Annotated in this window: 9 protein-coding genes; 1 reads left to right on the top strand and 8 read right to left on the bottom strand. The window is 32.8% G+C overall.

All coding sequences use genetic code 11. The features are described 5' to 3' along the window. Nucleotides 1–21: 21 nt before the first annotated feature. The 5 genes from M2098_RS00550 to M2098_RS00530 all read right to left on the bottom strand — a co-directional run bounded on the left by M2098_RS00550 (nucleotide 22) and on the right by M2098_RS00530 (nucleotide 8635). Nucleotides 22–1593: a SpaH/EbpB family LPXTG-anchored major pilin gene (locus tag M2098_RS00550; protein WP_280680875.1), complete on the bottom strand. Its 1572-nt coding sequence runs from the start codon at nucleotides 1591–1593 to the stop codon at nucleotides 22–24. Nucleotides 1594–1605: 12 nt separating this feature from the next. Next, nucleotides 1606–5100 (bottom strand): SpaA isopeptide-forming pilin-related protein, encoded by a 3495-nt coding sequence (locus M2098_RS00545; RefSeq protein ID WP_280680877.1) that lies wholly within the window; start codon nucleotides 5098–5100, stop codon nucleotides 1606–1608. Nucleotides 5101–5478: 378 nt separating this feature from the next. Next, entirely contained in the window at nucleotides 5479–6591 is a 1113-nt protein-coding gene (locus M2098_RS00540) for a hypothetical protein (RefSeq protein WP_280680879.1), read from the bottom strand. A 3-nt stretch (nucleotides 6592–6594) separates the two neighbouring features. Continuing rightward, nucleotides 6595–7965, bottom strand: a complete 1371-nt coding sequence (locus M2098_RS00535; RefSeq protein WP_280680880.1) for a hypothetical protein — start codon at nucleotides 7963–7965, stop codon at nucleotides 6595–6597. Beyond that, complete coding sequence (locus M2098_RS00530; RefSeq protein ID WP_280680882.1) at nucleotides 7958–8635, bottom strand: response regulator transcription factor; 678 nt, start codon at nucleotides 8633–8635, stop codon at nucleotides 7958–7960. The genes M2098_RS00535 and M2098_RS00530 overlap by 8 nt, the downstream gene beginning before the upstream one ends. Nucleotides 8636–8997: 362 nt before the next feature. Here M2098_RS00530 and M2098_RS00525 point away from each other — a divergent pair, with 362 nt between their 5' ends. Continuing rightward, nucleotides 8998–9507 carry a hypothetical protein gene (locus tag M2098_RS00525; protein WP_280680883.1) on the top strand — a complete coding sequence of 170 codons (510 nt, stop codon included), beginning with the start codon at nucleotides 8998–9000 and terminating at the stop codon, nucleotides 9505–9507. A gap of 29 nt (nucleotides 9508–9536) precedes the next feature. On the opposite strand, the gene M2098_RS00520 is transcribed toward M2098_RS00525, so the two are convergent. The 3 genes from M2098_RS00520 to M2098_RS00510 all read right to left on the bottom strand — a co-directional run bounded on the left by M2098_RS00520 (nucleotide 9537) and on the right by M2098_RS00510 (nucleotide 15124). Next, nucleotides 9537–12191 (bottom strand): HAD-IC family P-type ATPase, encoded by a 2655-nt coding sequence (locus M2098_RS00520; RefSeq protein ID WP_280680885.1) that lies wholly within the window; start codon nucleotides 12189–12191, stop codon nucleotides 9537–9539. Between the two features lie 151 nt (nucleotides 12192–12342). Continuing rightward, nucleotides 12343–14367: an ABC transporter permease gene (locus M2098_RS00515; RefSeq protein ID WP_280680886.1), complete on the bottom strand. Its 2025-nt coding sequence runs from the start codon at nucleotides 14365–14367 to the stop codon at nucleotides 12343–12345. Further along, complete coding sequence (locus M2098_RS00510; protein ID WP_134170972.1) at nucleotides 14357–15124, bottom strand: ABC transporter ATP-binding protein; 768 nt, start codon at nucleotides 15122–15124, stop codon at nucleotides 14357–14359. The genes M2098_RS00515 and M2098_RS00510 overlap by 11 nt, the downstream gene beginning before the upstream one ends. Between the last annotated feature and the right edge of the window lie 61 nt (nucleotides 15125–15185).

Genomic DNA, 15185 nt, shown 5'->3' with positions numbered 1-15185 from the left:
TGTATTTACTTTTTCTAACAATTAGTTTACTTTACTTTTTTTTGATTTTTTAATCAATAGAAGTGCAGTTCCCATTAATGCAATACCTGCAACTGTGAATACCACTGTACCTGTTCCACCAGTATTTGGTAAAGCAAATTTTTTATTGTTATATACACTTACTGATCCAATTTGTTTGTCTAAGTTAGAATTTGCTCCTACTTTTACTTCAAATGGTTCAGCCAATAATTGATATCCACTTGGTGTTTTAGTTTCAACAATCCAGTATGAAGTTGTAGAATTTAAAGTATATTTCAATCCTTGGAATTTTACAATACCAGTATCTGTAGTTGTAACTTCGTACACTGGTGCTGCATCATATCCTGCATCGCCAGGGAAGTAGATTTTTCCCTTCGAGTCTTTTTTAATGAACTTTCCAGCTGTTGCATTTGCTTTTGTATCAGCAATTACAAATGTAACTCCAGCAAGTTTATCTGTTGTACCAGAAACATATTTTGTAAATCCTGTTGATCCTGTATTAACTCCAGGTTTTGTTGGATCTGTTGGTTTATCATCTTTGGTATTTTTTTCGAAGTCTACACCTAAGTTATTTTCATAGTTAAGTGTTGCATCATTTGTTACTTCATCAACAGTAAGTGCATGTTCATTTACAGTAGTAGTTACTTCCACCATAAAGTGAGTAGCTTTACCACTTTGTGCTAATTTTACTTTTTTCATTCCAGTTTGTGTTAAAGTGAACACCATTTTCGTATTCTCACCATCTGCTGTATTAACAACTTTATAATCTGTGTTTTCAGTAAGAGTTAATGTTACTCCTGCATTTGCATTAACACGTGTTTTAAACGTAATACTTTTGTATGTTAATGCTTTATTTAGTGTATCTGTAATTTGGAATAACTTTGCATATGATTCTTTATTATCTTCATCTTTAAAGTATAAATCATCAGAAATTTCTGTAGTGATTCTCCAAGTTACATCATCACCAACATTTACACCTTTTTTTACACCGTTATCTGCATCAAGTACTTCTTTATCAATATCTGGTCCATCAACTACTTTATTTTTTGGATATGCATGAACATCGTAGTTCCATCCATCTCCATCTTTAGTCGTTGTTGGAAGTGATACTAAGAATGGTTTCCCTAAATCTGCTGGATTACTAATTGCTGGGTTTGAAACCTCTTCAACTAAATATATTCCTTGCATTGCTGAAGGAACTGTTTGAGTTGCTTCACCATCTTCATCTGTGATTAATGTATAATTAGCTGCACCAGTAATCCCGTATGTACTTTTATTTTTTGACACTGTATCAGCAGATGGCATCTCTGCATACGCATTTGGTGTTTGTGCCAAATTTGTTTTATACATTTTGAATTTAACATTTTCTAATGCTGTGTATCCATCTAATGAATTATCTGTAATTTTTGTACCATCTGTAGTATCTCCTACAGTTGTGTTGTCATATTTATGAATCGTGAAGTCCACACTTTTTGTTGTATCAATCGTTGTTCCTGCTGCATTTACTGTTGGAGCTGTTGATAAAAACATCACCGCAACTAATAAAACTGCAAATACTTTTTTCAATTTATTCATTTTTGATTCTCCTTATCCCTTTATCATTTTTCTTTTTAATACATATGCTAAACCAATAGCACCTACACCAAGTAACATGATCATAATTGGTGTAATATTACTTCCAGTGCTTGGAAGGTCATATGTTTCATAGTTGTAAATTGTGTATGTCTTGTCTTGGTTAGCAATGACTGCTGGCGGCATTCCGCCATTATCATTAGCAATACCTGTGAAACTAATAGTAACTGCTGTTGTTCCACCATTGTCTGTTACATTGATTTCCCAATGTCCATACGGTAGTTGATAACCTTCCTTAGTTTTTGTTTCACGTAACACATAAGTTCCTTCACCTAGATTGTCAAAATTCACTTTTCCGTCAGTTAAATCTGTGTCTTTTGTTTGTGTAACAAATTTATTATCATTTTTCTTAGTTAGTTCAAATGTAACACCACTCATTTTTGTGTTAATTCCATTAGTCCCATCTTTCTTTAAGATTGTAACTGAAGTATTTAATCGCCATTCACCAACTAGAACAATACTACCTCCGTTTAAGTCAATTGATTCGCCTGGTTCATAAATTTTGCCACTCGTATCGCCTTCTATTTTCCAACCAATAAATTCGTAGTCATCTGCTGTCAGCGAATCTCCTAAGCCATTATTTCCATCATTACTTTTAACTATAATTGACTCAGTTCCATCATATGTTCCGTTATCAACTGGCACATTACCTTTAATACTTGATTGACCAGCTTCACCAGGTTTATAAGTGACTGTATAACTAGCATTTTTTGTCCATTTTGCAGTTAATGTCACATTTTTTGCAGGCATAACAAATGTTGAGTTTGCATCATGATCTGTTTTAGCACCGCCATTATTTACATCAGTACTTGACCATCCATCGAAACTATGATTTGGCACGCTTAGTGGGTATAGCCCATCTTCACTCCATCCGACATTCCCCTTAACAACCACTTGTTCACCTTCATAGTATGATGCGGATAAAGGTAACGTACCAATAACTTGTTGTCCATCTACTTCATTAGGAGAGTCATAAGTGACTCTATATGTTTTTGCATACACAAGTTTAAATGTATTTTGTTGATTTTCTGCCCTGATTTCATCTAGTACCTTCAACTCATCTGAACCATTCTTTGAATTATTAACTCTTTTGTAGTTACCTTCATTGTCATAATAGCCTACTAGTTTAACACTAAATCGAGAAGAAACGTCTTCACCAATCCATCCCTGTACTCTAGCATTTAAATCAAATTGTCCTGTATTTCTTTTCGAGTTAACTCCTCTATTTCCCAAGTCAACTGTAGTAAGAGTTTTGTTTACACTGACTAAGTTCCACTGTTCATCATACTTTTGATCTACACTTAGAGGTGTTGTATCACTAACCAAGTTTGGATTATCAATTTTGCTATTATCTGTCAGTAAATAGTGTTCTTCGTTTATATCTATATCTGGAAGACCATCTCTATCTTTATCCCTATGATAATATGCTTTAATTTTATAGTTATCCGCAACTTCTTTGCCATTGAATAATCCATTAACACCAGTCAGAATAATTTCATTTAATGATCCATATGACTCCATATTATCGAAAGAATACTCGTACTCTGATTCCGTAATACCATTAGAGTCTGTTATTTCAATTTTCACTGGTGTCATTAAAGAACCATCCGTGTTTGATGCCTCAATTCTAAAGTAATTTCCATGTACTGTATCACTTGTATTAATAATATTCCATTTTAAGTCAGAATCAGTTTTTGTACCAAGAACCGAAGAAATGTCTTTTACATTTTTATATGTATCGTGATTTTCAATTTTTTCTCCTGCTTTTGCCATATCATTGAAGTTGTCCATCCACATAAAGTAGTTTTCAAATGTCCCGGTTACAATCGGAGCATAGTAGATCAATCGAATAACATAACTAGTATGTGTTGAATAATCACCATATGTATCAGGTGATATTTTTATATCATTCCAGTTATTTGTGATTTTTGTATCCACTATTTTTTCTACTTTATTTCCATTAGAATCTCTTCGCAATTGAACAACTTGATATCCAATGAAATCAAGATCAACTCCAGATTCAGTTATTTGACTTTGAAAACCGCCAGAACTTCTAGTGCCAAGAGTTGTCTCCCATTCTCCGCCACCCAACATTCCTTTGTCATTTCTTCTCATGGAATCACTTGGAAAGTTGTTTTCTTTTTCGTAATAGTTTGTTTTATAAACATATGACTCGTCAAATTGCGAGTCTTCTATTGCAGTTTTTGAAGTTAATGAAATATCATACGTTATATCATATGGATCATCCCATTTAAATATATTTCGTTCACTTTCGCTTCCACCGTAAGTTCCATCAAAGCTATGAAGTGTTCCATAAGCTGAAGTCCCCGGAGAATAAGCACCTACAATAATAGTTGAACCATCACTCATTCCATACTTACCACGGCGTGAATCATCATTACCTACTACTGCATCTAGAGTTTTATCCTTCGAGTTAGATTGTATCAGCAACAATTCCTCTGCTTTACTAGTTGAGTACCCATCAAACTCTCCTTTTTCAGGAAGAACTTCTATTGCATATCGTGCGTATTTCTCACCAAATGGCTCTAATTGATAATGTGTTAGATGAGTCATTTGAGTATCAATTAAGAATTCACCATTTGAATCTGTGCTTATCTGTATATGTCGATAAGATGCATATTCTGGTTTGTCCTCTGTCCCAGAAAAATACCGTCCCCATGGATCATCATCCATACGAATATTTTTTGAGTCAACTGGATTTATTCCATTGTCAGATAGCAAGTAGTTAACATCAATAGTCGCATTTGGTATCACCTGTTCATTACGATCATATAAAACACCATAATAGCGTACATGCGTGTGTTTTAATGCTCCTTCAATAATTACATTACCATCTCGTTCGAACCATTTTCCGGGCACGCAAGTAGACCCGTTAATTTTCATTTGCGATTGAGGGTTTTCAGCTGTTGCTTCAAATACAGTCCCTCCAAATGATAGTGCTTGTTCTTCACCAGGGGTTACCCATGATTCCGCATATACTTTAACTGAATAAGTACCTTCAGCAATATCCGTAAACGATGCTCTACCAGTATTAGTATATACTTCGTATGCTAAAGATTGCGACTGATCATATAACCTCACCTTAAACACTCTATCATTTGCTATTGTACCACTTCTTGCCAAAGCTTTATCCAAGTCATCTTGAGATAATGGCATTTGGCTGCTATCTGGTTTATAGTAGTACTTCAAGGGAATCGTAACATTATATTTACCATTATTTGGATCTTCTGGTTTCACATTAAATGTTCCATTATCTGGATTTATTACAGGAGCATCCAGTGTAGTTGGTGTCTCACTAGCAATTGCTACTGTTTCCATTGATTTTTTATTTAGTACATCCTTAGCAAGAGTTGGAGCACTGTTACTAAAAATCATTGCAGCAATTAATAGAAATCCAAAAATCGAACTAATTCTTTTTTTCTTTCTCATTTTATATTTTCTCTCCTTTCATAAACGCATATTTTACATATGTATTCTTATTAAACCTCAATAATCATAATCGCCTCCTCGTAATCATGATTTTACACACACCCCACAGTTTTTGTGCACTCATATATTACACATGAATGATAGATATTTCTCGATCTCTATCATTAAGTAAATGGTAGCAAATACTTATGTTTCAATACAAACAACTAGGGGTTTAAATTAAACACATTGTTAGTAATAAACACAATTGACTGAAAAAGTTGAAAATGTTTATTTTATGTACACAAAACAAACATTTCGTTGAGGGTAATGTGTATAAAAACGACTTTTTTTCACAGAAAAAAACACCAAGTTATTCACTTGATGTCTGTCTACTGTTTATCTTTTTCTTCTTTTTATCATGAAGATTATAGGAATTGAAATAAGTAGTATTACTATGGCAATCCATATCGGAATAAGTGTTGCATGTTCACCGATTCTTAAACTCCGACTTACATAATCACCATCCGTATTGCGATTGATATTCTGCTTTGCATCTTCTATTTTACTACGATCAGATTCTTCATCCAGTTTCACCATAAGTTGTGTTTTTTCTTGATCTATTGTATACGCTATAGATACTTCTTGCTCATTTGTTTGTTTCAACAATTGAACTCCAACAATATCTGTAATATACTCTTCAAACTTATTATCTTCAATCAAACTTAAATATGTTTGACGATCTAATGTAATTTCTTTTATATTAAGGCGATACACAGACTGCTCATTCGCATATGCAGGACGAGCAAGTGCAAGTAAAGTAGCACCAACAATAAGAATAAACCACTTTCCTCTTCTTTTCGTTTTTACTGAACTCATTGTATTGGTTCGTTTAATGATATCATCCAGTTTTAATTTCTCATGTTCCATTAAAACCATAAGGGCAAAAGATAGAATCACTGGAGTAATAAGTAAAAGCAAAAAGACAATCGTGAAAATACTACGATATTCAATCTCCCAATTTCTTTCATTAAAATTTCCTTCAATATTAGGATATTCCTTATCGCTGAAAATCTCTGTTCCGTTTGCATATGCATGAACTGTTGTTTTGGTATTTTTTGCAGTATAAAATGTTACAAGACTTTCAATACTGTCAATTGCTTCAATTTCAACTTTTTTTATTGGAATATCATTCCCATCTTTTGTTGACCAAGCTAATGCATTTGCTTTTTTTATTAGTTCTTCCGTCTCTAGTTTTTTTAAATTCTTTTCATTATATTCAAAATCTCGAGCATCAATTCCTTCGTTATAGTTTGAGCTGATAACTGTATTTTTACCTTTAATTGTTACCTTCAGTTGCTCATAATGATCATCCATTTCATTATATGCATGTATATTTAAAAAGTACGTTCCTGCATCTAGTGATTTATCATTTGATGCATTTATATTTCCCATTTCTAAAGTAAACATAAGTACAAGAAGTAGACACACAAAACCACTTATCTTTTTCATATACTACTCCTTATCTGGGAGCGTCAATATTGTTGTTACAATATCACCATCAAACACATACGTACATTCTCCATCCAAGAATTTAGCAAGTTGTCGAATAAGATATAACCCATTGCCACTGCTATATGCATTCCCTAAATCAGATACATACACCTCATTATATGAATCGTATTTCATTCCATCCTGTATTTTTTGCATATTCTTTTCATCTGTTTTGTTGCTGCACTTAATCATGATTCGATTATCTATACGTTCCATAATTACTTCAATGTATGAATTTGGAACAGAATACAATACCATGTTTGAAAAAATATTATGGAAGAGTAATTGCACACCTACTTTATTTTGATAGAATATCTCAGTTTCTGCACCTTCAAACGAGAAACTCATCTGTTTTCTTCGCATTTCTGAAACGTGGTGTTTTTGTGTAGCATAAACTAGACCCACTCCATCAATTTCTTCAATTGATTTATCTAATGTATATACATCTTCTCTTAATACCTTTAACAAGCCATTAATTTCAGTTAAAAGTTGCGTACATAATTCAATATTTCTTTCAAGAAGCCTTCTTTGATTTGTATCGGTTTCTGTTTCTAATTGAATTTCACAATCCATTTTTACATTATATACAGGACTTTTTAAATCATGGATTAATCCTCTTGATAAATGAATGGTGTTTTCTAGATGCTCTCGTTCTAAAGCTAAATCAATTTCTAAAGTTGTATTATGCGTACGAACATTTTTTAGCGTTCTTCTTTGTTTCAAGAAGAAGTTTGTTAGTCTATGATTTAAAGAATCCTTTTCATTGTCTACTTGTAAATCATCAAGTTCATTATTTTCAGCCATTTCAATCGAACGTGCCACACGACGCAAAGGCAGTAACAAACGAAACTCAAATAACATAACTAATACTATTAAAAGAAGATAAATAAAAACAACAATCAAATTAACTTTCGCTAAAAAACTTTCCATTGTTTTAATAAATGGAATTTGATAAATAACATACCAAATGGTATATTCCTTGTTTTGAACTTCTAACTTTTTGAAACTTTCTTGTACTTTGGCATTGTCGTTTACAATTCCTTTTAAACTGGTTCCCTCTTGCAAAGGAATTGAACTGTAAATTAATTGATCATCTTCATGTACCATTACTTCCATTGCATACTTTTGTCCCAAAGATTGTAATTCCTGTACTATGTTATCTGTATACAAAGCATCGATAATACTCGACTCTACTGTATTTATATATCGTTTTTCTTCCATTCGATATTCATTTCTAAAATTCACTACACTATAAAGTATCATCCCTATAATGATGATATAACAAACCATCGATACTACATAAATTGATATGCGTTTTGATAGTTTACTCATTCCATTTATACCCAAAACCACGAATAGACGAAATGCAGAAAATTCCTAATTTTGAACGCAATCGCTTTACGTGTCCATCAATAACTCGCAGTTCTACATTTTCTATATCAATTGCCCAAAGTCTTTCAGCAATCACATCACGACTTAATGCAACTCCTTTGTTCTCTAAAAAAATCACAAGTAACTCATATTCTTTTCTTGTAATCTCGGCTAATTCATTGTCTTTATAAACTAATCTACTTCTTAAATCAACTACTATATTTTCAGTATGTGATATTAACTCCGTTCCTGCCATATCACGTTTTACGATTTCCTTACTTAGTAAATCTTCAATGTATTTCACCATAATTGCAATACTTTTATCTTTACTTAAGTAATGATCTACACTTGCTTCAAGTGCTGCCAATTCAATTTCCTCTCCTGGAAATGCTGTCATTATTATACTTCGTATTGAAGGGTTTATTTTCTTTAAAATGGATACCATTTTCACTCCATCCATTTCATCCATTTTGTAATCTGATACAACCAAACTATATGGCTCCTTAACATACTGTGCAACCGCTTCCATCGGACTTGATAAATACGTAACTTCATGACCTCTTTTTTCAAGTTCACCTTTTAAAGTATTTGCATACGTTTCGTTGTCATCTACTAATAAAATTCTATTCATTTTTCTCTCCCACTGTAATTAGTTTTCCATTGCTTCTAGCATACATTATATGCTCATGAAAGTTAAGGGTGACGCTAGTTTATTTTGTCATCCGAATATAGATTGCATTATTCATGAATATCACATTTTGTGAATAAAACTCATCATATTTCTATATTTAACCAAATTCTAACAAAAGCGACATCTCTTCTCAACGCAAGTAAAGATGCATTTGTTTATTTTGTGTAGTAAGTATAAAAATATTACACATTTGTATTTAATTGTTTTGTATGGAGAATAAAATTGCTTATTTCAGTCGGAATTCATTTGTTTAGAAAAACATCATTTGCTATATTTAAGAAAACCATAGTAAGGAGTTAATTATGAATCGGGGAGCATATTATTCAAGTCATAAACTGTCAAATAGGCATGATCTAAAAGGACGTATTATCAGTTTAATCATTGGTTGGACAGTTTTTATCATTCTTTTTTCACTTTCAAAATACGAACCATTTCAGGAGATTCTTCTAGAATTTTCACTAAAAATGAATGTTTCATGGATTACATCTGTTATTGATTTTATATTAAATGGGTTTTGGTTTTTGTGTATCCCTATGATAACTGGAACCATTATTACGCTTTTAAATAAGAAAATTTTCGATGAAATCCAAATTTATGAACACGGTCTACGTTTCATTAATAAAAAAACAGGAAGTGATACATTTGTCACATATCATAATATAAAGTGTTCATATGGAAAGCAAAGTGATAGTTTTTGGATCACTGTAAAAGAAATCAATCTAAATAATCGAAAGTTTTACTGGAATGACTTTACAGATGATGTGAACATGAAAATATACATGATGAAGTTTATTATATTTGAGCCATATTAAAAGGATAGCAAAGCATGCCATCCTTTTCTTTATTTCATTTTAAATACTCGTTTTAGTACATATACAATGATGGTTGCAGCAATCGAGAAGGTTAGGATATACATCCAGTTCTCCACTCCTAATGGAACTGTTCCAAGTACATCATTGAATAATGGTACATAGATTGCTACAAGTTGTAATCCCACAGCAACAAGCATTGCTATAATCATGGATTTGTTTTGTAGTAATGTTTTATCCAATCCAAACACTTTTACACGACGTACATTTAGTATATGTAACAACTGCATGATTGCCATCAGTGTAAACGTTGTCGTCTGTGCTTCAATAACAGAGAAACCACGATGTAGTGAAAATGCATAGATTCCAAATGCAGTGAATCCTAGCACAAGACCACTAAGTAAAATTGGCTTCAAGAAACTTGCAGATAATAAACCTTGCCCTTTCTTTCGTGGCGGTTGATCCATAATGTTATCCTCAGCTGGTTCAAAACCTAATGACATTGCTGGTAAGATATCAACAACCAAATTCAGCCATAAAATATGTAAGGGTAATACTGGTAAATCTGGAATCAAGAATAATAAACTTAAGATAATCGAAGTAATCTCTACCATATTACATGAGAATAAATAGTAGACAAACTTACGTATATTAGCAAAGATAATACGTCCTTCTTTAACTGCATCTACAATCGTAGAAAACTTATCCGTTGTAAGAATCATATCAGCTGCTTCTCTAGCTACTTCGGTTCCTCTTACACCCATTGCAATACCAATATCTGCACCATTTAAAGCAGGAGCATCATTCACACCATCACCAGTCATTGCGACAACTTCATTGGTTTCTTGTAATATTTTAACAATATCCAATTTATTACGTGGACTCACTCTGGCAAATACACCTGTACGACATACATCATGATCAAACTTTTGCGTATGTTTTGAATTATCAAACTCAAATCCAGTCATAACATTATCATACGAGCGCATCCCAATTTGCTTTGCGATAACACTTGCCGTTTGTGGGTGATCTCCAGTAATCATTTTTACACGGATTCCTGCTCTTTGACATAAACGAATGGATTCCATAACATCTTTTCTTGGCGGGTCAATAATTCCTACCAATCCTAGAATCCGTACATTCCCATCACATGTATTGTTATAGATGGCTTCATTATCATCAAGCATCCCGATAGCTAGTACACGCCAACCGTGACTTGCCATTTCCTCGTTCTTTTCACGTATTTTTGCTTTTGTATCTTGATCATGATGTGACATATCAAGTAGTACATCTGGACCACCTTTAATAAAGGTATATTTTTGATCACCTTTTTGATACAACGTAATCATATATTTTAATTTTGAGTTAAATGGAATTTCATCTAATCGTTCAAAACCTTCATCATGTAAACGATTTCGACTATAGCCTACCTTATCACCAAGTACGATAAGTGAACCTTCTGTAGGATCACCAATAATACTGTACTCTCCATGCTCCTCTTGTAGGGTGGCATTTGTATTCAGTACTGCTGCATATAAAAACTGTTGTAGTTTTTCAACACTGTCCACTGTAATTGCAGTCCCATCATGTAAGATTTGTCCAGTTGGTTCATATCCACCACCTGTAACTTCATATTCTTGTCCATTTAATAAATAGATGGACTCTACTGTCATTTGATTTTCAGTAAGTGTACCTGTTTTATCCGAACAAATAACACTTGTACTTCCTAGTGTTTCTACTGCATCTAATGTTTTCACTAACGCTTTATGTTCACTCATACGTGACATACCTTTTGCTAGTGTAATTGTGGATACTGCAGGCATTGCCTCAGGAATCGATGCAATTGCTAGTATTAAGGCAACTTGTAAAACAAATGATAATTCACGTCCTGTTGCTAATCCAATCACAATTACAATTAGAGCAAATAGTGCTGCAATTCCAATTAGTAAACGTCCAAGTTTATCGAGTTCTTGATTTAATGGACTTGCTTCTTTTTTGGTTTCTTTTAGTAAACTTGAGATTTGTCCAACTTCACTATAACTTCCTGTAGCAGTAACAATTGCTTTGGCATTTCCTCTAGTAACTGCTGTTCCTGCAAACACGTAATTTTTACGGTCACCTAAAGATACATCTTCATCGAAAGTTAGACTTGCATCCTTACTTGAAGCAATACTTTCACCAGTTAAACTAGCCTCCATACAAGCTAAGTTTGTTGATTCGATTAACCTAGCATCTGCACTAATTGCATCTCCACTTTTTAAAGATAATAAATCTCCTGGAACCAAATCTTCTGAATTAATTTCCATCAACTGTCCATCACGAACAACATCTGCTTTTGTCTTAATCATGCTTTGTAGTGACTCGACAGATTTTTGTGCCTTTAGTTCTGAAACAAACCCAAAAGCAACGGCTATAAAAACAGCAATTAGTACTGCAATTCCTTCTACTGTATCACCTAGCGCAAATGAAATTGCAGCTGCTGCTAACAATAAATATACAATAATATTATTCAGTTTTTCTAACAATATATGCCATGGTGATACTTTTTTACCACCTTCTAATACGTTCTTTCCATACTCTTCTAAGCGCGTTTCTACTTCCTTACTTGTTAGTCCAACTTGACCATCACTTCCTATATCAACGATGACCTGATCGATCTCACATTTATAATATTCCTTATTTGCCATTGACCCACTTCCTTTCCTTCTTCCTACAAATATCGTAACAAACATGTAATCATATACAAAATGATATGCATAATAAATTATAACTATCACAATGTTTCACAAAGCAGAAAACACAAAAAAAGAAGATGTTTTTACACCTTCCTTAATCTGGTTATTTTGAATGAATGATCTTCTTTGCGCCCACATACGTAACCACAAAGTAACATCCATAAATTAGTAATAATATGGCACATGCAATTGCACTACCTTCAAGAATCGAACTTCTTCCAGTTGTCATAATAATTGCATCAACAAAATGGATTCCGACAAAACTATGTACTAGTGCTAATGCTAATGGAATAAAGAAGTAAATACATAATTGTTTAAATAATGCACGGTTCATCATCACATCATCTGCACCAATTTTATTTAAAATCAAGTACCGTTTTTTATTGTCATTTGCCTTTGTGAGTTGTTGAAGTGCTAATAGTGTCACACTACTTAACATAAAGACAATCCCTAAATAGATACCAACGTATGTCACAATAACTGAAGTACCTCTATTTCCATCATATATATCTTGACGTGTCGATGCAAAGTAAGAAAAGGAATATCCCTTGTTAGAGAATTGTTCAGTTATTTCGTTTTCTAATGCTTCTCGAATTGCATCATGTTTCGCTTCATCTTTTGCATTTATATTAATTGCATGATAGACAAACATCGGATCATCAAATTCGATTTCATCATCAACGACACAAATAAATGAATTGTCGATAAGTGGTGATGATGCTAATGTCATTTCAGGTAAATCGATTTCTTTTAAATTAAATGTATATCCTTGAACATTCAATGTACGTTTATTTGCAATATCTTTGCTTATTGGATCACGTAGCTGTACAGATGTTGTATAAGGAACAAGCTCATTTTTCTTTATCTCAATGGGTTTGTAGCCTTGATCAGTAAGCACATCATTGAAATCACTTTCATGTATAAAACTAAGTTCTACATAGTTTGATTGCTCTGTCATTCCAATTTCTCTATTTGCATAATGATTCACTACATGCTCAAATACGTTATTGTATTCTGCTGTAGGAATTCCTATAGCTACCTTTTTTTGAACCCGAAGTATGCTTGCATCATCTTTGACACTATCTGGTAATTGTAATTCGATGACTTCAATTGGTGTATCTTCACGATATTGTCTATATTCAACACTTACATCATATGGTGTTGATTGTTTTAATGTCTTATTAATCGTTGCATTCAAACTCAATCCTGTACATAATGCTCCAATTGACAATAGAAGTAGAATACAAACAAAGCTCATCGAAATGAAGTTACTTTTAATACTTGCATTTACCTCTTTCAAGACAAACATATTTAAACCTTTGTAGTATAGTTTTTTACTGCTCGATACAAAGCGTAGCATAAATCCTGCCAAACTTAGGAAAAACAGTAGTGTTCCAATACAACCAAAAGAAATTACAAATAGAAATTTATCACCAAGTACATGAAATGGATCGGTCCATGCATGATAATAAGCAATACCTAAACAAACTAACGATGCAATAAAAATCAGTACATAAATACCTACGTATTTAATGTGAATCTCTTCATTTTTACGATCTGCATATAGTAAATCTATCAGTTTAAATTTTGATAGTATTACTATATTTAGTAACATGGCAAGAAAGAATACAAGACCAAAACATAAGATTGTCAGTATTAGTGCCTCAAATGAGAAGACAAAACGATAGTTCAGTTGCACTTCAAACAAACTTGCAGTTGCAATCGTCAACACTTGTGATAATGCAATACCAAATACAATTCCAACAACTAGTGATAATAAACCAATAATAAATGTTTCATATAGTAGAATTCTTGCCATCTTGGATTTTTCCATTCCAAGTAGCATATACGTTCCAAACTCTTTTTTTCTACGACGTACAAGAAAACTATTGGCATACATAATAAGAAAGCATAGTACTACAGCTACAAACACTGACATATATCCCATGATTTCTGTAAGTAACTTCATAATTTCTGATTGTGAAGTTGTCATTTCAATGACAGCTTGTTGTTCCGTAAATGAGTTAAAAGCAAAGAATAAACAAACCGAGAACGCTAAAGTAAGAAAGTAAATAAAATAGTCTTGAAAACTCTTACGTACGTTCTGTAAAGCAATTTTAAAGTACATTAGAGATGTCACCTCCTAATAAGGTAACAACTTCAATGATTTGATCAAAAAACTGTTTACGACTTTGATTTCCTTTGTAGATTTCATTGAAGATCTTCCCATCTTTAATAAATAATATACGATCACAGAAACTTGCAGTAAACGTATCATGTGTAACTAGTAAGATCGTACTGTTATACTCTTTATTTAACTTTTCTAATGATTCAAGTAACATTCGACTTGATTTACTATCTAATGCTCCTGTTGGTTCATCTGCTAAAATCAAACTTGGGTTATGAACCAAAGCACGCGCAGCAGCAACTCTTTGGCGTTGTCCTCCTGACATTTGATATGGATATTTTGGAAGTACTTCTTCAATATCTAATTTCTTTGCGACTTCTTTTACTTGTGCATCAATCTTCTTTGGATTTACCTTTTGAATCGTTAATGCTAATGCAATATTTTCAAATGCTGTTAGTGTATCAAGTAAGTTAAAGTCTTGGAAAATAAATCCCAATTGTTCGCGACGAAATTTACTTAGCTTTTGTTTTTTCAATTCTGTAATATTTGTATCATCAATTACAATATTTCCACTTGTTACTTTATCAATAGTAGACACACAGTTTAATAAGGTTGTCTTTCCAGATCCACTTGGACCCATGATTCCAACGAATTCCCCTTCGTTTATATCAAAGGTAATTCCATCAATTGCCTTTGTTAGGTTATCCTTATTCCCATAATATTTTTCAATATTTTGAACATTTAATACTTGTTTCATTATGTTCTCCTCCTGTATGTAACTATCATAAACTTTCTATCTTTAGTATACACGCGAACTA

Source organism: Breznakia sp. PFB1-19 (genome assembly GCF_029893935.1).
Taxonomy (GTDB): Bacteria; Bacillota_I; Bacilli_A; order Erysipelotrichales; family Erysipelotrichaceae; genus Breznakia; species Breznakia blatticola.
Note: the sequence above shows the minus strand (reverse complement) of the source record. Positions and strands in the feature narration are given on the sequence as shown.